The following is a 19,723-nucleotide window of genomic DNA, read 5'->3' on the forward strand; positions in this document are numbered from 1 at the left end:
TCCGGTCTTTAAACTTTCGCAGCCAGTACCATAACTGCCTGGGGCTGATGCCTTCATGGGCGGCGCACCATTCTCTGACGCTTTGCCCACTCATCTTGTATTCGGCTATTCGGGTTTCCCATAGCGCTTCCCGTTCGGCTTTGGTCATAAGAAAAAATCCTCCTCATCGAGCTTTTATCTGAGGAAGATTATCCCTTAAACTTGGGTATTATGCCAAGGTGGGTTGTATTTGACGCTTACCTTTTGGTCATAACCGGTGACCTGAATGGCGGTGGGAAAACTTTCACCGGATACATAATGGAAGCCTTCCCCTTCATAGGAGTTCTGTACCGGTTCTTGAGCCCATACTCCCGGTACCGAAGATAACAGCAACATCAGCGCGGCTACAAAAGCCAGTAAGAACTTTCTTTTTCTCATCCACAGCCCCCCTTATATTGGATTTATTATCATTTTATAACATACACCATTAAATGGTTACTAAACAAACACATTTGAACATATATAGATGTCATCAACCTTTAAGCTTCTGAAGCCAGCATTCCCGGGAGCCCGGACCTCCCGGGATTTTTGTTGCCCGCAAAACCTGCATATAGTCATTATCGAACATTATTTTGATTTATTAGAAGGAAATGGGCATCGCCATCTGGCGGTTAGGTCTGGTGATCGGTGGATGTGGAATCATATTTATTCTGCTTGTCTTATCTGGGAGTTTAAATCTCCCCTTATTTCGTTAACCGGTATATACGTAAGCCAGTGCGCATCAAAGAGAACGATAAGCTCGACGCCAGGCTATTTGGTTGGTTTTCCGTGCTTGTGAAAAACTCGCCAGACTAATAGAGCCGCTGGCAGAAAATATATTTCCCACCTTACCGATCTTTAGGGGTCCGGCTGGTAAAGGTGGGCTCCCCACAGAAGGGGAGCCCACCTTATTTTCCGGCTGGCGGGCAGGGATCAAGCTATCCCGCCCGCAGGTAGTGATGTATGAATATGTCGTGGTGGAGGAAATAGGGTTCCTCAATGGTCACAGGTATGGTTTTGACGGCAAGCAGATGGAAGTTTTCCGGCAACCTTTTCTCCAGAAAGTCAAAGGTGGCCGGGCGTCCCGGATGGGAGATAAGAAGCTGGCCTCCCGGTTTCAAACAGCGGGTGAAGATTTCAGCCAGGAAAGGGTGAAATTTGGGGTCGTAGAGGATGTCCGAGCCTATAATCCAGTCGAACTGCCGGTCTGTGGTAAAATCCCGCCAGTCGGCCAGCAGGTAATCCGCCTCTTTTACTTTTTGCAGAGCGGCGTTGGCTTTGCAGAACTGTAAAGCTTCAGGTTTATAATCGGAAAAGGTTACCCTTGCTCCCTTGAGCCCGCAGACCAGGCCGGGCAGGCCGGTTCCCGCACCCAGCTCCAGGACGGTTTCGCCGGAAAAGGGAACGTTTTCCCAGATATATCGGGCCAGTCCCCTGGCTGCAGGCCAGATTTCAGCCCACAATGGAATGTTATCTTCATCCGCGGGGTCGGTGATGAGTTCCTCGACGTTCCGGGGTACCAGGAGGGGCAGGGTCAACCCCGGCAGGAAAATGGTGACTTCCCTGGCGGATATGTTTAATCCGGGCATTTGTCCGGCTCTCCGGGGGGTGTTGAAAGTTTAAGACTGGTTTCTTTTCAGTACCTGCAGCCAGCTTTCCCTTTCCAGGAAGCTCCCCTCCACATTGTTTTCCATTTGCAGGAACATCTTGTAGGGTACGGCAAAAGAGAGCAGGTCTTTATCCACGTGCTTGCGTGCCGAAATGTCGGTCAGCCCTATTACCGCCCGGGGCTCTTCCGACCTGCCCTCGGCATAAGGGATGAGGAAAAGGGTATGGCAGCCGGCACCGAAGGGAGCTATAACATTAAGCCTGCCGCCGCCCTCGTAATTGGCCAGGACGGTTAAGGCGGAAAGCTGGTCGGGATTGGCCAGGAAAACAATAACAGCGGGAGTTTCGTCCGGACTTACCTCCGGCAGGGGCTTGAACACCACGTAGGTGGCAGGTACCTCGGTGATGGGCAGGGAGTCCACAAACTTCCTGGCCATTTCCGGGGTTTTCAGGTAGCGCTCCCCTTCTTCCAGGGCCGGCATATTGCGCACCAGGTTTTTCCCCACCTCACTGCGGCAGAAATCTTTGTTGCCGGTGGAGAGAAAATATTCGATACCGCCGGGGAAATTTTTATACTGGTTGCCAAATCCCAGCCCCACCCCGCCGCCGAGGCAGCCGAAAGTTTTGCGGTCAAACACGGCCGTGCGTCCCCTGGCAGCCGCAGTGAACATGGCCACCACACAGCCCCAGCGCCCCTCTTTGAACTGCAGGGCACCTTCCGGCTTCTCATCGGTTAGCAGGATTGCCACCGGAGAATACCTGAGTTTCAAGGCTGCGGCTATTTTGCTTTGCATAAACCTCGCCTCCAGAGAAAATTTTAAGAAAAGTTCTTCGCCGGCGGCCAGATTTCCTCTAGGAAAGATAGAAGGCTTTCCGTAATGGAAGCCCGGCCTGCATAAAAAACTACCTCCTCAGAAGCAACGGATTGTTCTGAGGAGGTTAATCAGTTAGAACTTTATAAAGTTTCCTGCTGGTGCCGAAGGCGGGAGTCGAACCCGCACGGGGTGTAAGCCCCACCGGATTTTGAGTCCGGCGCGTCTGCCAGTTCCACCACTTCGGCATACAGTACTTTAAATAGTAGCACATTGCCGGTGAATTGTCAATGCCCCGGAGGGCGGGGGTCCGGGGTGGTTTTCAGCGGCTGTTCTTGTGCCTCGGTTTTGGGAGTAATTTGAGCCGGGAACGAGCAGGATTACCTTTTCCATTTATAGAATTACTCCCCGGGCAAAAAAAGTCACATTTTGCCCGGTGGGAGTGGATCCTGTTGCACCCGGACGTTCGGGATTTGGATGAGCGGGAATTGATAAAACGTTCCGCCGCGGGTGATCTGGAGGCCTTTTCAGAACTGGTGCGCCGTTATGAGAAGAAGGTTTTTACCGTGGCCTACCGTTTTACCGGCAACTACAGCGATGCTTCCGATCTGGCTCAGGAAGTTTTTATCAGGGTTTACCAGGCCCTGCCACGTTTCCGGGGTGAAGCCAGCTTCAATACCTGGCTTTACCGTATTACCGCCAACCTGTGCCGGGATGAACTGCGCCGGCAGAAGCGGCATAAAAAAACCTCCCTGGAGGAAATGACGGCCGAAAATGCCTGTCCCGGGCTGCCCGATGGTAACAGCCTGTCTCCGGATGAAATTGTGGAGCAGCGGGAATTTCAGGAAATGGTGCAGGCCTGCTTGAATGAACTGTCCGATGAGTACCGGCTGGTCCTGGTCATGCGGGAGATCCAGGGCCTTTCCTATGCTGAAATAGCTGCAGCCCTGGATATTGCCCAGGGGACGGTTAAATCCCGCCTCAGCCGCGCCCGTCAAGCCTTCCGGCAGAAGTTGTTCGGGCGGCGGGAACATTTCAAGTTCCTGAGCCGTCTTCTTGAGTAGAGGGGGGATGACGTATGGATTGCCAGCAGATACGGGAATATCTTTCGGCATACCTGGATGGTGAACTTGAATCCTCCCGGCTGGGGCAAATAAAAGCGCACCTGGAAGAATGTGCGGCCTGCCGCCGCCACTGGGAAGAGCTGCAGGCCAGCATGAAACTGCTACGCGCTCTACCCGAAGTATCCCCCCCGGAATTTTTCAGAGAGCAATTGCTTCAAAGGCTGCCCGGCCGGCGCTTTACTCCCTGGTACGCCAGGTTCAGGCCGGCCTGGCTGAGATTTGCTGCCGCGGCAGTCATTCTGGTTGCTGTCCTTTCCCTGGCCCGGCTTGGGTCGGGCCAGATCATTCCCCGGGTTATGTGGCCCTGGCAAAAGGGCGGGGATAATGCTCCGCTGGTAGGCCAGGTTGACCGGGAGGGGGATGATGGCATCAGCAGCGATCTCCTTAAATCTTCCGGGAAGGAATCCGGATCTCCCCCGGGTGGGGAGGAACGCCGGGTACAGGCCGCGCCCGCCGGTTCTGCTTCGTCTGCGAAAGCCGTGGCCGTTAAAAAGCTGCCGCAGATGGCAGGTGGTAATTATCCCGGCCAGGAGCAGCAGGCCGGTGGCGCCGTAAAAGATGAGCAACGTGGTGAGCGTCCAGTTCCTGCCCGGGAGCCCGCCCCCGGGCTATTCGTACTGAATTCACCGCAGGCCCTTTCCGGAGAAAAGGAACAACGGGCGGCGGGCACCAGCCGTTCCGGTGCAAATGGGGAACTGCGGGAGGGAGCCGGTGGCGGGGATGCCCCGGGCGCTCTTCCCCCCGGGCCGATGCAGGCCCCCGGCACTTCTCTACCCGGGGACGATATGAGTTCCGGCCTTAAAGCCGTGAAGAAGATCATGCTTGTGCTGGAAGTAAAAGATATTAATGAAGCCGGGGGGCGTATTTTGGAACTGGGGCAAAAATATAATGCTCCCGTCGAGGTCGGGGAGCAGTCTGAATTTGCATTTATCATCCCCGGTGAGGTGTGGCCCGGGTTTTTTAAGGAACTTGGAGCTATAGGACGGGTGAGGGAGTACCGGGTCGATACCCGCGACATTACGCCGGAATATGAAAAGCTGGAGGAAAAACTGGGGCTTCTCAAGGAAAGGGAGAGGGAACTTCTTACTTTAAACAGGGAAGCCGATCCGGCGGAATTGGTGCAGGTGCAGGAAGAGATTAAAAAGGTAACAGAACAATTGGACGCGCTTTCCGAAAGCGCCCGGAAGATCACGGTCCGGATGGTGTTATGTACAAATTCTTCTTGCCAGCAGGACCAGTTGCAGGTAAAATAGGGTAAGACAATGTGGTGTGGTGTAGTGGGGAATAAGTTTGCAAAGGTATACCTATACTAGGCTTGACCGCCTTTAGTAGAAGGGAGGGAGAGGGGCTTTGCGGGAAAAAGTAGAAGAAGTCCTCAATAAAATTCGTCCTGCTCTGCAGCGAGACGGGGGCGATGTGGAACTGGTAGATGTCAGCGCTGACGGTGTGGTCAAGGTCAGGTTGAAAGGGGCCTGTGGCGGGTGACCCATGTCCACCTATACCCTCAAGATGGGGATTGAGCGGTCGCTCAAGCAGGCAGTTCCTGAAGTAAAGGAAGTAGTCCAGGTTTAAAGAAACAAAAAGCCTCTGCACGAGCAGGGGTTTTTTCTATAAATGGGGGTGATCCGGTGCAGAGCTACAGGGTGGCCGTATGCCAGATGACCATTGACCGGGACAAGGAAAAAAATATCGCCCGCGCCCGGGAAATGATTGCCCGGGCTGCGGAAAAGGGAGCCAGGCTGGTGGTGCTGCCGGAAATGTTTAACTGCCCCTACGTGGCCAGGCTTTTTCCTCAGTATGCCGAGAGTTATCCGGAAGGTCCCAGCTTGCAGATGCTCTCCCGGGCGGCCCGGGAGGAGGGTGTTTACCTGGTGGGGGGTTCCCTGCCGGAGCGGGACGGCGACCGGGTTTACAATACCAGTTTTATTTTTGCACCCGACGGGCGGCTGCTGGGGAAACACAGAAAGGTGCATCTTTTTGATGTGGAGCTGGCCAGCGGGCTGTCCGTTAAAGAATCCAGCACCCTTGGGGCCGGAAACAGGGTTACGGTCATCCCTTCGGAACTGGGCGGCCTGGGTGTGGCCATCTGCTATGATATCCGTTTTCCCGAGCTGATGCGGTTGATGGTGCTGAAAGGGGCCCGGGTGGTGGTAATCCCGGCAGCCTTTAATATGACCACCGGCCCGGCACACTGGGAGCTGATTTTCCGCATGCGGGCTGTTGATAACCAGGCCTATTTCATCGGGGCCTCTCCGGCGCGGGATCCCGGGGCCGCCTATGTGGCTTACGGCCATTCCCTGGTGGTGGATCCCTGGGGGAAGGTGGTCAGCATGGCCGGGGAAGGGGAAGAAATCATCTATGCGGAAATAGATCCGGGTCTGATTGATAAGGTTCGCTCCGAACTCCCCCTGCTGCGCCACCGGCGAACGGATGTTTATGCCCTGGAGTTGCTCGTCCCCTGACCCTCTGGTAGAATAGATAAGGATGGGGTGAGCATATGTTAAGTTTTGGCATTGTGGGCCTGCCCATGGTGGGCAAGACAACCATTTTTAATCTGGTCACCGAGAGCGTTGCCCAGACATCTAATTTTATGACCGGTAAAACTGAAACCAATGTGAGCATGGCCCGGGTAAGGGATCCCCGGGTGGATTTTCTTTCCGGGCTGTACAGGCCCCGGCGTACTGTTTATGCCCAGATACAGTGCAGTGATGTGCCGGGGCTGGTACGGGGGGCCAGTGAAGGCAGGGGTGTGGGAAACCAGTTTTTGGAAGGTATCCGGGGGGTGGACCTGCTGGTACACGTGCTCCGGGCCTTTGTCAACCCGGATGTTCCCCATGTGGATGGGGAAATCGATCCCCTGCGGGATCTGGAAACGGTTAACCTGGAGTTGCTCCTGGCCGATATGGAGCTGCTGGAAAAGCGTATTGGCCGCCTGAAGTCCGGGAAGAAGATTACCAAAGAGGGCGCCCGGGAGCTGGAAGTTCTGGAAAAATGCCTGGCCGCCCTGGAGAATGAAGTACCCCTGCACCAGGTGGAACTGGAGGAGGAAGAAAGGGCATTATTGCGCAATTATAATTTTTTAACTGAAAAACCGGTAATTCTGGTGGTAAATACTGATGAAGGGCAGTTCAAGTCGCGGCAGTATCCTGGCCGGGAAGCTCTGGAGGAGGCAGCTTCGGACCGGGGGCTGAAGATCATTGAAATTTGCGGCCAGCTGGAGATGGAAATCAGCCAGCTTTCACCGGAAGACCGGGAACTGTTTCTTTCCGACCTGGGAGTCGGGGAGCTGGGCTCAGAACGCCTGGTGCGCACTGCCTATGAGGAACTGGGCCTGATTTCCTTCTTCACCGTTGGTGAGGATGAGGTCAAGGCCTGGACCATTCGCAGGGGTACCAGTGCCAGGAAAGCGGCCGGGAAGATCCATTCCGATATGGAAAGAGGGTTCATCCGGGCCGAGGTGGTGGCCTTTGAAGATCTCTACCGCCTGGGCTCCATGGCCAGGGTGAAAGAAAAAGGCCTGGCCCGCCTGGAAGGGAAAGACTATGTTGTTCAGGACGGGGATATCATTAACTTCCGCTTTAATGTTTAGGATGCAGGTTGACGGATGTTCCTGCCATAAAAACAGATATGGCCTTATAACCTCCCGCCATTTTCTGCTGGCCCGGCGGGAGGTTTTTTTGTGTGCATTTTCTTATCCCCGCCCGGGGGTATAATAGGAGAAAATGGCAAGCGGGGGGTTTGGCAATGGGTTACCGCGATCTTTTTCCGGACGAGCTGGCCGCCCGGGTGGAAAAGGCGGTGGAGCTCCTGGCTGACTGCACGGTTTGCGCCCGGAACTGTCACGTCAACCGGCTGCAGGGGGAAAAGGGTTTCTGCCGGGGCGGGCGCCTGGCGGCAGTGAGCAGCTGGGGACCCCATTTCGGGGAAGAGGATGTCCTGGTGGGGCGGTACGGTTCGGGGACCATTTTTTTCGCCAACTGCAACCTGGCCTGCCGTTTTTGCCAGAACTGCGATATCAGCCAGTACGGCGAAGGTGACGAGGTTACCGCCCGGGAACTGGCCGGGGCCATGCTGGAATTGCAGGAGATGGGCTGTCATAACATCAACCTGGTCTCTCCCAGCCACTATGTGCCGCAGATACTGGAGGCCCTGTATATTGCCGCGGGTGATGGTTTAAAGTTGCCCCTGGTCTATAACACCGGAGGCTATGACGCCCTGCCCACTCTAAAGTTGCTGGACGGAATTGTGGATATATACATGCCTGACATTAAATTTGGTGATGATGAAATTGGTGAACGCTATACCGGGGCGGCCAGGTATTTTACCGTGGCCAGGCAGGCGGTGAAGGAAATGCACCGCCAGGTGGGGGATCTGGAAGTGGATGAGCGGGGCATTGCCGTACGGGGACTTCTGGTACGGCACCTGGTTATGCCCGGGGATCTCTCCCGTACCAGAGAGGTAATGAAATTCCTGGCTGAGGAAATTTCCCCCTATACTTTTGTAAATATTATGGATCAATATTATCCGGCTCACGAGGCCCGCCGTTACCCGGAACTCTCCCGGCGGATTACCCGGGAGGAATTTCGCCGGGCGGTGGAAATAGCCCGGGAGTGCGGGTTGCGGCGGATTTACGCGTGAAGGGTGAAAATCTTTCCCCCCGGTGGTATAAAATACTCTTCCTGTGAGATACTAGGCCGCGAAAGGAGGTGGATATGATGCATCACTGGCGGATGACGGAAATGGAAAAGCTGCACATTATGGAGCAATTGAGGGCGGAAGAGTTGTGCACCAAGAAGGCCCGTTTTTACCTTACGCAAACCAGGGATCCGGCTATCCAGGGCCTGCTGCAGCAGTGCATTGACAAGGGGCAGCGCCACATCAGCACTCTGAACAACCTGCTCCAGGATGCCGGCCTGCCGCAGATGGCCCGGCATTAAAACTTATACATAAAAGGAGGTGTGGCCAATGCAATTTTCCGACCGGGATATTCTGGCCGATATGCTTACCGGAACCAAGATGATCTCCACCGGTTATCACATGGCTGTGCTGGAAGCAGCCAATGACAGGGTTCGCAACACCCTCATTCATATCAACAATGAGGAAATGAACACCCAGAAGCAGATTTTTGACCTCATGCACTCCCGCGGCTGGTACCCCCTGGATCCCGTATTTACGGGCACGCCCATGGGACCGGAAGCCACCAACATCCGCGGGCCCGAAGGCCCCATGGGGAGAATGGCTCCAGGGATGGGACCCGCCCAGATGTAACCGTTCCCGGCTGCTGCCGGCGTTCGGCGCAGCTGTTGCTGAGTTTGCAAGGGGAGACCGGGTGTGGAAAAGCCCGGTCTTTTTATTTCGCCGGTTACCGGTTATTTATGTGTAAACAATCAAAAACAGTAGCTGGAAATGGCGTGGTAGTTCGGGGGGTCAGCAGCAATGATGGTGTTAACCTGCGGGAACATCACCGGGTCCGCGGGCTTTTTTCTTTCAGGGGATGACTGCGGGTTGGCCTGCCATTCCTGCATTTGGGGAACAATTTATGGCGTTTCAGAGGTAAAAATAAACATCCTGCAATACTTTTGCATGGGTACTGGAGCAGGATGTGCCGTATGCCGTACAGCCAGAAAACCTCCTGGATAATTGTTTGCAGAGGAAGGAGAGGGTAAGAGCATGGATGGCGTGGATTTAAGAAGCCTGGATGCGGAACTGGTGGAAAAGGAGTCGCGCATTAAAACCGGCGGGGCGCCCAAATATCACCGGAGCAATGCCGAAAAGGGTAAGCTCTTTGCCCGGGACAGGCTGAAGCTGCTCCTGGACCCCGATGCTCCTTTCTGCGAAGACGGGCTGTTTGCCAACAACCTGGCGGGAGACCTTCCGGCCGACGGGGTGATCACCGGAATTGGCAAGATTCACGGCCGCACCGTCTGTGTGATGGCCAACGACTCCACGGTGAAGGCCGGTTCCTGGGGCTGGCGTACGGTGGAAAAGATCCTGCGCATTCAGGAAACGGCCATGGATATGAAGGTCCCCATGATCTACCTGGTGGACTCCGCCGGGGCCCGCATTACCGACCAGGTGGAGATGTTTCCCGGCCGGCGGGGTGCCGGGGCCATTTTCTACAACGAAGTGAAGATGTCGGGCATGGTCCCGCAGATCTGCCTGCTTTTCGGACCTTCCGCCGCGGGCGGGGCTTACATCCCGGCCTTCTGCGACGTGGTTTTCATGGTGGAAGGCAATGCCAGCATGTACCTGGGTTCCCCCCGCATGGTCGAGATGGTCATTGGTGAGAAAACCACCCTGGAGGATCTGGGCGGTGCCCGCATGCACTGCACCGTCAGCGGCTGCGGTGACCTGCTCTGCAAGACGGAAGTGGAAGCCATAGAAGCCTGCCGCCGCTACCTGACCTACATGCCTCAGAACTACCTGGGCCAGCCGCCCAGGGCCCTGGAGGAGCCTCCCCTGGAAGGGCGGGATATCGCCGATATCATACCGCCCCGGGAGAGCGAGCCCTTTGACATGTATGAACTGATTGACCGGATTATTGACCGGGGGACCTGGTTTGAAATCAAGAAGCTCTTCGCCCCGGAACTGATCACCGGCCTGTGCCGCATTGGCGGCCGGGTGGTGGGGCTGCTGGCCAACCAGCCCCGGGAAAAAGGGGGCGTGCTCTTTGTGGATTCGGCCGATAAGGGGGCCCGCTTTGTCACCCTCTGCGACGCCTTTAATATTCCCCTGCTCTTTCTGGCCGATGTTCCCGGGTTCATGGTGGGAGGATACGTGGAGCGGCAGGGCATTATCCGCCACGGGGCCAAAATGATTTCTGCCGTATCCGAGGCCACGGTGCCCAAGATTTCGGTCATTGTGCGCAAGGCCTACGGTGCGGGCCTGTATGCCATGTGCGGCCCGGCCTTTGAACCCGACTGCTGCCTGGCCCTGCCCAGCGCCCAGGTGGCCGTGATGGGGCCCCAGGCGGCGGTCAAGGCCGTATACGAAAATAAGATCAACGCCCTGCCTCCGGAAGAAAGGCCGGCTTTCATCCAGCAAAAACAGCAGGAATACTTAAAAGATGTGGATATTTACCGCCTGGCCTCGGAGCTGGTGGTGGATCATATTGTGCGCCCCGGGGACCTGCGGGCGGAACTGATTGCCCGCTTCAACCTGTATGAATCCAAGCGGCAGCAATTTTCCGAGCGCAAGCATCCGGTATACCCGGTATAAGGAGGTGCGGGGAGTGGCTTACGAAACCATTAAGGTGGAGCGGGGGCAGGTGGGGATTATTACCTTTAACCGGCCCCAGGCTCTAAACGCCCTGAACACGCAGATGGCCCGGGAGCTGGTGGCGGCCCTGGAGGAGCTGGAACTGGACGACGGGGTGTTCGCGGCTGTTTTAACGGCCGAAGGGGACCGGGCATTCTGCGTGGGGGCCGACTTGAAGGAAAGAAGGAATATGACCCGGGCGGAAATGAAGAAGCAGAGGGAGCTGTTTGTGAGGGCCTTCGAGGCGGTGGTAAATTTCCCCAAGCCCCTGGTGGCGGCCGTCAACGGTTATGCCCTGGGCGGGGGATGCGAATTTGCCCTGGGCTGCGACTTTATCGTGGCTTCGGAGAAGGCAACCTTTGGCCTGCCGGAAGTAGGCCTGGCTATTATCCCAGGCGGGGGAGGGACCCAGCTGCTCCCCCGGATCATCGGGCGCGCCAGGGCCAAGGAGCTCATCTTTACAGGAAGGCGCATACCGGCTGCCGAGGCGTACCGGCTGGGCCTGGTCAACTACGTGGTGCCTCCGGAGGAACTGATGGCCAGGACCATGGCCATTATGCAGGAAATAGTCCAGAATGGACCCATTGCCCTGCAGCAGGCCAAGCGGGCCATCAACCTGGGGCTGGAGCTGGACCTGCATACCGCCTTCGCCCTGGAGGCCCAGTGCTACAATGTCTGCCTGGCCACGGAAGACCGGGATGAGGGCTTACGTGCCTTCAATGAAAAGAGAAAGCCGGTATACAGGAACAGGTAATTGAACCAGAACAGTGAAATTGAGGAGGAGGAATGGATATGGCGGAATTGAAATACCCCCGGAAGGTAGTTCTGGGTGAAATTACCGTGCGGGATGGCTTCCAGCATGAAGAAAAATTCATCCCCACCCTGGCCAAACTCTGGGTGCTGGAGCAGTTGATTCTGGCCGGGTTCAAGCGTTTGGAGGTGACCAATTTCGGCAGCCCCCGGGGAATGCCCCAGTTTGCCGATGCGGAAGAACTTTTCAAACTCCTCCGTACCAGCAAGAAGGTACAGGATAAACTGCCCGAAGTGGAGCTGACGGCCGTGACCATCCGGGAAAAGGCCGTGGACCGGGCCATCCGCGCCCGGCAGGAAGGTTACGGTCCGGACCGCATTCTCATGATGGTTTCCACCTCCGAGTCCCACCAGATCAAGAACTCCGGCCTGGACCATAAAGCTTACTGGGCGGAAGTGGAGCGGTGCATTAAAAAGGCCCACGATGCGGGGATGAAGTTCAACGGCACCGTGAGCACCATCTGGGGCTGTCCCATTGAAGGGCCCACGGACATGAAAGCGGCCCTCGAGGTGACCAGGCGCTTCCTGGAGCTGGGGGCTGACGATATCGAGCACGCGGACCACGACGGTTCCGCCCCGCCCAACAGGGTCTATGAGTATTTTTCCATGGTCCTGGATGCCTTCCCCAATCCGGACCTGCACATTGCCCATTTCCACGTAACCCGCGGCTGGGGGCTGGCCAACGTGCTGGCCGCCCTGCTGGCCGGCATTACCCATTTTGAAAGCACCATGGGCGGCATCGGCGGCCAGCCGGCCAACTTCGTCGACGGGGTTCCCGTGGCCGGCACCGGTTCATATTACTACCAGGACCCCAACATTGTGGGGCTGGTCTGCACCGAGGATATGGTGGTGATGATGGACGAGATGGGCATTGATACGGGGGTGGATGTGGACCGGGTGCTGGAGATAGGGCGCATGGTGGAAAAAATTGTGGGCAGGCGGCTGCGCAGCGAATGCATCCGCACCGGCCGCATTCCCAAGGGACCCACGGGACATAAGTAAAGCAAAGACGGAGTAAGGGCGGGCATAGGAAACCCTCTGCGCCGGGCCGGTGCAGGGGGTTTTTATTTCCCGGCGAAAGGGAACGGGTGACTTTCCGGCGAATTTATTCCGGTAGCAGAGTTAAAGGGGGAGGAATGTACCGTGGCCAGGGGTAAAAAGCCCAGAAAAATTGCCATTCTCGGTGGTCCCGGGACGGGTAAAACAACCCTGTGCAAGCAGCTGGATGTGGATTACAGCATGGCCGGTTATATAAGCGACGTCTGCCTGGAATTTGCCCGCTCGTACATTGCCTGGTACGGGGCACCCCGGAGCATTTTTGAACAGTTCCTGCTCTATGAAGGACAAAAACGCCGGGAAGAGGAGCTTTCTTATTGCGATATTATTTTCTGCGATAATGCCACCATTTTGAACTACGTATACGGCCTGTTGAGCTGTGATTTCAAAAACCCCAAGGAAGTTTACGCTTTGATGAAATTATACGAATGGGCCATGCGCGACCTGCCCGAATACGACATCTTTTACGTGCCCCGGGAGTTTGATGTGGAAAAAGACGGGATCAGGTACCAGGATAGTGATTTTGCCGTAGTGGTGGACGCCAAGATTAAGAACTTCCTGGACATCATGAACGTTCCCTACACCATTGTCAGCGGAGACCTGGTAACCAGGGTGAAAACGGTTAAGGAAAAAATCGGCTTTGTGGAGAAGCGCAAGCGCAACAGCAACGTTCATGAGGTAGCCCTGGCAAAAGAAGACGGTAGCTGTACGGTTTAAAGGGCCGGGTGAATTCTGTCGGCCCGTACGGGCGGTGGCCGCCAGATTGTTGCGGCCACCGCCGCAGCGCTTTCAGGCCTGAAAGCCGGTGGCCCGCTCCCCGGCCGGTATGGCCCCCTGCCGTGCAGGCCGGGTCAAGGTTCCGTTGCGGGTGGCATTGAAAATGGCCAGCAGGGTCACCCCCACGTCGGCAAACACGGCTTCCCAGATGGAGGCCAGGCCCAGGGCTCCCAGTCCGAGGAAGAATGCTTTCGTGGCCAGGGTGAGTACGATGTTTTGTTTGACGATTGCCCTGGTGTGGCGGGCGATTTCTACAGCCACAGCCAGCCTGGAAGGGGAATCTTCCATGAGCACCACATCCGCGGCCTCAATGGCTGCGTCGGAACCCAGCCCGCCCATGGCCACCCCCACATCGGCCCTGGCAATGGCCGGGGCGTCGTTTATGCCGTCACCCACAAAGGCCAGCTTTTGCCGGGCGGGCAGGCCGGTCCTGAGTTCTTCCACCCGGTGCACCTTTTCCTCCGGCAGCAGCCGGGCGTGGTAATTATCCAGCCCCAGGGTTTCGGCCACCCGGCGGGCAGTTTCTTTTTCATCGCCACTCAACATGACCACGTTTTTAACGCCCAGGGCTTTCAACCCGGCGATGGCCTGGCGGGCGTCCGGTCTGATCTCATCGCCCATTTCCAGGTAACCGGCCAGGGTATGGTTTATGGCCACAAATACCGTATTTTCTACCGGGCGGGGAACATGGCAGGGGATGCCCTCCTGTTCCAGGAGGCGTTTTCCCCCCACCAGTACGTTTTTACCCGCGACCCGGGCTGCTACCCCCTGTCCGGGAATTTCCCGGTAATTACTCACCCGGTCCGGGGGGATTTCCCTTCCCCAGGCCTGCCGGATGGACCGGGCTACGGGGTGGGTGGAATAGGCGCCGGCTGCTGCGGCACAGGCCAGAACCTCTTCCTTCTGAAAGCCGTTCAAGGCCTCCACCCGGTTCACCCGGAAAGACCCCCGGGTGAGGGTACCCGTTTTATCAAAAACGACGGTATGCAGGCTGGCCAGGGCGTCCAGGTAGCTGGCCCCCTTGACCAGGATTCCCTCCCGTGAGGCGCGGCCAATGCCGCAGGAATAAGACAGGGGAATGGAAATGACCAGCGCACAGGGGCAGGAAATGACCAGGAAGACCAGCGCCCGGTAAAGCCACTGGGACAGGGTGGCGCCGGGGACCACCAGCGGAGGCAGAATGGCCAGCGCTAGGGCAGCCAGCACCACCGCCGGTGTGTAGTACCGGGCAAAGGTGGTGATGAACTTTTCCACGGGGGCTTTTCTGGCCGCCGCATTTTCCACCAGTTCCAGGATGCGGGCCAGGGAAGAATCCTTAAATGACCTGGTTACCCTGATGGTCAGAAGGCCCTGGCCGTTGATCATGCCGGCCAGAACTTCATCTCCTTTTTCCACCCGGCGTGGTACCGGTTCTCCCGTCAGCGCCGCGGTATCCACAAGGGATTCCCCTTCCAGAACCTCGCCGTCCAGGGGGATCCTTTCGCCGGGGCGGACCACAACAACCTGGCCCGCCGTCACTTCTTCCGGCTGGACCTGCCTTATTTCCCCGTTAACCAGCAGGCTGGCAAAAGGCGGGCGGATGTCCAGGAGGGCGGCTATGGAGCGGCGGGAGCGGTTAACGGCTTTTTCCTGGAAATACTCCCCGAGGGAATAAAAGAACATCACCGCCACCGCTTCAGGTAGCTGGTTAATGGCTATGGCTCCGAGGGTGGCCACGAACATGAGAAAATGTTCGTCCAGAAACTTCCCGCGGACAAGATTTTTTATGGCCTTTAACAGCACGTTCCGGCCGGCAATCAGGTATGCGACCATGAGGATGGTGTACCCGGTCCAGGAAAAGGGGGCCGGGTGCGGGATTTCCTGAAAAATGATGCCGGCAGCCAGGAAAGCACCCGCCAGGCCGGTGAGGTACAGGTTTCTCCTGTTTTCCCCGTTCTCTTCCGGTATTCCCGGGCTACCGGTTCTTACCAGTTTTACCCCGGGTTTTACCCGGTTTATGGCCTGCCGCGCCTCTTCCGCCCTTTCCGGGGGTAAGTCCAGAGTGAGGTCGGTGAAGTTAATGGTAACATGCTCCAGGCCCTTAATCTGCTGCAGTGCGTGTTCTATCCTGGCTGCACAGCTGGGGCAGTCCAGGCCAACCAGGGTGTAGCGCATGGGACATGCTCCTTTCAACGTTCTTCCGCAAAATGCGCCTGGGCTTCGCGGATCAGGTTGACAATATGGTCGTCATCCAGGGAGTAATAAACCATTTTGCCTTCCCGGCGGTACTTCACCAGGCGCATTGCCTTCAGCAGCCGGAGATGATGGGAGACGGCTGGCAGGCTCATTTCCAGAATTTCCGCCAGGTCGCACACGCAGAGCTCCCTGTGGGACAAAAGATAGAGGATCTTGGTGCGGGTTTCATCTCCCAGCACCCTGAACAGCTCGGAAAGGCCGGCCACTTCCAGCACCTTGTCCTTTAAATCTCCGGTGGTTCCAGATGTGCAGTAGGTATCACAGATATCGTTGTTGGGAGAATGCCTGTTCGTAAGAAGCCCCCCTTTCCATAATTAAATAATTGTTTAATTTAAGTATATTTTTATTACTGGTTGTTTGTCAACCAGTTTCTTTGCAAGACAGGTATTCATGCTCCCGCAACCGGGCTAAAGTAAAATTGATGCCGGTGGAAAGGAGTTGGTACCCATGGCTGAAGTTTTATTTGCGCTGGCAGGTCTGGCTGCCGGGGTGCTGGCCGGCTGGCTGCTGGCCGGCAGCCGCGTGCGTGCCCTGTCGGCCGAGGTGGTGGACGCCCGGAGCAGGGCGGCGGCCGCGGAAAGCATAAGTGGCGAGCTGCGCCAGCAGGTAGAGCAGTTGCAGCGGGAGCTGGCCGTTCTGCGCCAGCAGGTGGCGCAGGAACACCAGGCCAGGGTGAGGGCGGAAACATCCCTGGAAGAAGCCAGGAACAACCTTGCCGAGCAGAAAAAGCTCCTTGCCGAAGCTACCGCGCGCCTTGGTGATACGTTTAAAGCCCTCTCCGCCGAAGCTTTGAAAAATAACAACCAGGCTTTTATCGAGCTGGCCCGCCAGGTGCTGGAAGGGGTGGTGGTGGAAGCCCGGGGCGATCTCCAGAAGCGCCAGGAAGCCATTGACGCCCTGATCAGGCCTCTGAAAGAAGAGCTGGCCCGTTACGAGGCTCAGGTAAGGGCCATGGAAAACGCCCGTCAGGAAGCATATGGAAGTCTGAAAAGGCAGCTGCAGGAACTCAGCCAGACCCAGCAGCTGCTGCACAGGGAGACAAGCAACCTGGTTAACGCTTTGAAAACTCCCCAGGTCCGGGGGAGATGGGGGGAAATAACCCTGCGCCGGGTGGTGGAGGTGGCGGGGATGTCCCCGTACTGTGACTTTGTGGAGCAATTTTCGGTGGAAACGGAAGGGGAGCGGCTGCGCCCTGACCTGGTGGTAAAACTTCCCGGGGGCAGGACGGTGGTGGTGGATGCAAAGGTTCCCCTGAAGGCTTACATGGAGGCCGTTGAAGCTGGCGACGAGCATGCGTGGCGCCTGGCCATGCAAAAACATGCCCGGGCTGTGCGGGCGCACATGCAGTCCCTGGGTTCCAGGGCTTACTGGAGCCAGTTTTCCTCCGGCCCCGACTTTGTGGTGCTTTTCCTTCCCGGGGAGTCCTTTTTCAGTGCCGCCGTGGAGCAGGACCGCCACTTGATTGAGGATGCCCTGGCCAGCCGGGTGCTGCTGGCCACGCCCACCACGTTGATTGCCCTTTTGCGAACCGTGGCTTTGAGCTGGCAGCAGCACCAGATGGCCGAGAACGCCCGGCAGATTGCGGAGGCGGGCATGGAGCTCTACGAGCGGGTGTGCAAGTTTGCCCAACATCTGGCTAAAATAAAAGATGGCCTGCAAAAGGCCACCCAGTCCTTCAACAATGCCGTTGGTTCCTGGGAAAGCCGGCTGGTGCCGGGGGCCAGACGCTTAAAGGAACTGGGGGCCGCCATGCCGGGTAAAGAACTCTACCCGGTAACCCCGGTGGAGATCGCGCTGCGGGAATTGCCGCCGGAGCAGGGGCAGAGCGCGGGAGAGTGGTGACCGTGGCTGTACTGGTCCGGTGCAAGTTTGTTAAATATTACTCCTTATTGTAAAAAACTGTGAACACTGGGACTCCTTTCTTTTTTGCTTTAGTAGAAGCGAGGCTTGCAATATTGACAAATTCCCGGATATCGCAATCACTTTTTATTGCCGGTTGACAGTTAACCACACCTGCTGATGCTGTAATTTTCATCCCGCCGTCCCAGTTATAACTGGCGATGGCGTTTACTATTTTGAGCGCGTATTCTTCAACCGTGCTTGCAGGCCTGACAGTAACCACGGCAAACTCATCGCCTGCATAGCGGCACGGATAATCGAGTTTTTCATCAACATGGGCTTTTATAATATTTGCGACACGGTACAAAACTTCATCACCTATAATATGGCCGTATTTTTTGTCGACCTCCCCAAAACCATCCAGGTCAATGAAAACAATAGATAAGGCAATATTGTTCCTGATTAATTTACCGGTAATATAATATAAATATTCTGCCCTATTCAAACCAGTCAGCGTATCAAAATGCTTACCCAATTCATGATAGAGTTCCAGCTTGGTCACTATTCCCAGTAATTTCCCGTCTTCAGCAACCACAAGGCGCTCTATTTTATAGCGCTCTACTATTTCAGCCGCATCCCAGATGGAACACGAAGGCGTCACAGTTATCAAATCTTTGCTCATAGCATCAATGACCAGCCGGTTAGGGTGAGAACACCTTATATCCCTGGAAGTGATAATACCAGCTAGTTGTCCACTTTCTATAACGGGTAGACAGCCGACTTTAAATTCATTCATCATCTCTGCCGCTTTTCTGACACTATCAAATGGGGAAGCAGTGATTATCCTCCTGTTCATGATATTCTCCACGGTGGTCATTATAAGTCCACCACCTTGTTTACCTGGACCACAATGTTTAACTGGGCTTTTATTACAGAATCTTCGGTGGCGATGGCAGAACACTCTTTCAAGATAATGGGCAGGAGTTTATCCTGCGGGATAAATTTAAGCAGTGATTTCTTGAGCACGGCAGCTTCAAAGACATCATGTTCCAGCCGGATGACCACATATTGCTCCGGGGAAAGCGCGTCCACCATTCGCTTCACCGCCTCTGGGCCAATTGGTGCCTTCTTGCCAACCACCAGAACATCCTGGATGGGCGGGATTTCAAATTCAGATAAACGGATGGAGACTTCGGCTTTCCTGCCAATTTCAAACGGGCGAGAAAACGACATTTCTCCGGTACTCATTCTTTTAATACCTTCCTTGTTAATTTTTAGGCGTTATTCTTTAATTATTTTTTGGCATTTATTCGTCATCAATTGCCGATTACCTTTAAAAAATAAAAATCGTGCCATAAAGCGGTATATAAAAAATACGGCTATGTAGTCATGCAGAAGCTGACGCGATATCAGAGCACTTTGCGACAGGTAGTGGAAGTGATCAGCGCCTCACTCGCGCAGCTTCATCAGATGGTAGAGGGGCAGGGTCGGCAGAACACGGAGATTTCGGAAGCGGTCAACGATATAGTGAAGCGGCATTATAAATATGCTCTCCTATCAAGTTGATACAGTGAAAAGTTCTTGGCCTTCGAAAGCCACAAAAGATCTAGATAAATATTTGCTTCAAAGGGGAAGAGTATCTTTGGACGGTTTACTAGGAGGAAAAATAGATGAGTAAACCCTTGTATGTTTTAAACTTCATAAAACTTCGCAGCATAAATGCTCATTTAACTGAGAGTCACGTAGAGAATTTAAAGAAAAGAGTTTAAGATAAATCGGGAGACATCCGTTAATTTAGAGATTGTAAAAGAAAAATACTTATTAGTAAGGGTTTCTGAAAAAAGTCTGCTAGCCAAAGGCAAGGGTGTCCATCGCGAGGTGGAATCGGATCGGTGCGCCAGCGGCAAAGCCACGGCCCGATGAACAAGAACCCCATAAGAGGCTAGACCGTTCGGATGAGCTGGCGAAACACAGCGAAATCCCAGGCTGCCAAGGGACGGCGGAGTAAATGGGGCGGGCGCGGGATGAAGAGAGGCCTGCCGGATAAGCCAGGCAAAGCTGGTAACCCGTGTCGAAAGGCACGGCTGAGCCGGCAGGAGTCAGCAGAGGGCATAGTACCCTGGGGGTCATGAACTCCAGGGGAAGGCCCGAACATCAAGTCAGAGGTGAGACCGGTGCGTTCGCGAG

21 protein-coding genes and 1 tRNA gene are annotated in these 19,723 nt (G+C 55.6%); 13 read left to right on the plus strand and 9 right to left on the minus strand.

Annotation, left to right across the window (positions count from 1 at the left end):
• From tnpA to BR83_RS0114055, 5 genes are all read right to left on the minus strand, one after another.
• Positions 1-148: IS66 family insertion sequence element accessory protein TnpA (gene tnpA, locus BR83_RS17910; RefSeq protein WP_034635628.1), on the minus strand; the 148-nt coding region annotated here is incomplete at its 3' end.
• A gap of 47 nt (positions 149-195) precedes the next feature.
• Entirely contained in the window at positions 196-417 is a 222-nt protein-coding gene (locus tag BR83_RS0114040) for a hypothetical protein (protein WP_027357579.1), read from the minus strand.
• Positions 418-956: 539 nt separating this feature from the next.
• Positions 957-1,607, minus strand: coding sequence for a class I SAM-dependent methyltransferase (locus tag BR83_RS0114045; protein WP_027357580.1), 651 nt, complete (start codon positions 1,605-1,607; stop codon positions 957-959).
• 30 nt (positions 1,608-1,637) lie between these two features.
• Positions 1,638-2,420: a DUF169 domain-containing protein gene (locus BR83_RS0114050; protein WP_027357581.1), complete on the minus strand. Its 783-nt coding sequence runs from the start codon at positions 2,418-2,420 to the stop codon at positions 1,638-1,640.
• Positions 2,421-2,597: 177 nt separating this feature from the next.
• A tRNA-Leu gene (locus tag BR83_RS0114055) sits at positions 2,598-2,686 on the minus strand.
• Between the two features lie 204 nt (positions 2,687-2,890).
• On the opposite strand from BR83_RS0114055, the gene BR83_RS0114060 reads away from it, so the two are divergent.
• From BR83_RS0114060 to BR83_RS0114120, 12 genes are all read left to right on the plus strand, one after another.
• Entirely contained in the window at positions 2,891-3,502 is a 612-nt protein-coding gene (locus tag BR83_RS0114060; RefSeq protein WP_242839687.1) for an RNA polymerase sigma factor, read from the plus strand.
• A gap of 14 nt (positions 3,503-3,516) precedes the next feature.
• Complete coding sequence (locus tag BR83_RS16520) at positions 3,517-4,815, plus strand: zf-HC2 domain-containing protein (protein WP_027357583.1); 1,299 nt, start codon at positions 3,517-3,519, stop codon at positions 4,813-4,815.
• 97 nt (positions 4,816-4,912) lie between these two features.
• Positions 4,913-5,134, plus strand: a complete 222-nt coding sequence (locus BR83_RS17025) for a NifU family protein (RefSeq protein WP_157833037.1) — start codon at positions 4,913-4,915, stop codon at positions 5,132-5,134.
• Between the two features lie 56 nt (positions 5,135-5,190).
• The gene (locus tag BR83_RS0114075) at positions 5,191-6,024 is read left to right on the plus strand and encodes a carbon-nitrogen hydrolase family protein (RefSeq protein ID WP_027357585.1); all 834 of its coding nucleotides are present in this window, start codon (positions 5,191-5,193) and stop codon (positions 6,022-6,024) included.
• 35 nt (positions 6,025-6,059) lie between these two features.
• Entirely contained in the window at positions 6,060-7,151 is a 1,092-nt protein-coding gene (gene ychF, locus BR83_RS0114080) for a redox-regulated ATPase YchF (RefSeq protein WP_027357586.1), read from the plus strand.
• A 155-nt stretch (positions 7,152-7,306) separates the two neighbouring features.
• The gene (locus BR83_RS0114085; RefSeq protein ID WP_034635629.1) at positions 7,307-8,200 is read left to right on the plus strand and encodes a radical SAM protein; all 894 of its coding nucleotides are present in this window, start codon (positions 7,307-7,309) and stop codon (positions 8,198-8,200) included.
• Between the two features lie 77 nt (positions 8,201-8,277).
• Positions 8,278-8,499, plus strand: coding sequence for a hypothetical protein (locus BR83_RS0114090; protein WP_027357588.1), 222 nt, complete (start codon positions 8,278-8,280; stop codon positions 8,497-8,499).
• A 28-nt stretch (positions 8,500-8,527) separates the two neighbouring features.
• Positions 8,528-8,830 (plus strand): spore coat protein, encoded by a 303-nt coding sequence (locus BR83_RS16525; RefSeq protein ID WP_051618284.1) that lies wholly within the window; start codon positions 8,528-8,530, stop codon positions 8,828-8,830.
• 402 nt (positions 8,831-9,232) lie between these two features.
• The gene (locus BR83_RS0114105; RefSeq protein ID WP_027357590.1) at positions 9,233-10,780 is read left to right on the plus strand and encodes an acyl-CoA carboxylase subunit beta; all 1,548 of its coding nucleotides are present in this window, start codon (positions 9,233-9,235) and stop codon (positions 10,778-10,780) included.
• Positions 10,781-10,793: 13 nt separating this feature from the next.
• Positions 10,794-11,573: an enoyl-CoA hydratase/isomerase family protein gene (locus tag BR83_RS0114110; protein WP_027357591.1), complete on the plus strand. Its 780-nt coding sequence runs from the start codon at positions 10,794-10,796 to the stop codon at positions 11,571-11,573.
• 38 nt (positions 11,574-11,611) lie between these two features.
• Positions 11,612-12,631, plus strand: a complete 1,020-nt coding sequence (locus tag BR83_RS0114115; RefSeq protein WP_027357592.1) for a beta/alpha barrel domain-containing protein — start codon at positions 11,612-11,614, stop codon at positions 12,629-12,631.
• Between the two features lie 141 nt (positions 12,632-12,772).
• The gene (locus BR83_RS0114120) at positions 12,773-13,402 is read left to right on the plus strand and encodes an ATP/GTP-binding protein (protein ID WP_027357593.1); all 630 of its coding nucleotides are present in this window, start codon (positions 12,773-12,775) and stop codon (positions 13,400-13,402) included.
• A 72-nt stretch (positions 13,403-13,474) separates the two neighbouring features.
• Here BR83_RS0114120 and BR83_RS16170 read toward each other — a convergent pair whose 3' ends face one another.
• Both BR83_RS16170 and BR83_RS0114130 read right to left on the minus strand, forming a co-directional pair.
• Positions 13,475-15,616, minus strand: a complete 2,142-nt coding sequence (locus BR83_RS16170) for a heavy metal translocating P-type ATPase (protein WP_034635630.1) — start codon at positions 15,614-15,616, stop codon at positions 13,475-13,477.
• 14 nt (positions 15,617-15,630) lie between these two features.
• Positions 15,631-15,963 carry an ArsR/SmtB family transcription factor gene (locus BR83_RS0114130; protein WP_027357594.1) on the minus strand — a complete coding sequence of 111 codons (333 nt, stop codon included), beginning with the start codon at positions 15,961-15,963 and terminating at the stop codon, positions 15,631-15,633.
• Positions 15,964-16,144: 181 nt separating this feature from the next.
• Here BR83_RS0114130 and rmuC point away from each other — a divergent pair, with 181 nt between their 5' ends.
• Positions 16,145-17,539 (plus strand): DNA recombination protein RmuC, encoded by a 1,395-nt coding sequence (gene rmuC / locus BR83_RS0114135; protein WP_034635631.1) that lies wholly within the window; start codon positions 16,145-16,147, stop codon positions 17,537-17,539.
• A 37-nt stretch (positions 17,540-17,576) separates the two neighbouring features.
• Here rmuC and BR83_RS0114140 read toward each other — a convergent pair whose 3' ends face one another.
• Together BR83_RS0114140 and BR83_RS0114145 are read right to left on the minus strand one after the other, a co-directional pair.
• Positions 17,577-18,413 (minus strand): CBS domain-containing protein, encoded by an 837-nt coding sequence (locus BR83_RS0114140; protein WP_027357596.1) that lies wholly within the window; start codon positions 18,411-18,413, stop codon positions 17,577-17,579.
• Positions 18,413-18,784 carry a hypothetical protein gene (locus BR83_RS0114145; protein ID WP_027357597.1) on the minus strand — a complete coding sequence of 124 codons (372 nt, stop codon included), beginning with the start codon at positions 18,782-18,784 and terminating at the stop codon, positions 18,413-18,415. The genes BR83_RS0114140 and BR83_RS0114145 overlap by 1 nt, the downstream gene beginning before the upstream one ends.
• Positions 18,785-19,723 lie beyond the last annotated feature (939 nt).

This window comes from Desulfofundulus thermocisternus DSM 10259, assembly GCF_000686645.1.
Classification (GTDB): Bacteria; Bacillota; Desulfotomaculia; order Desulfotomaculales; family Desulfovirgulaceae; genus Desulfofundulus; species Desulfofundulus australicus.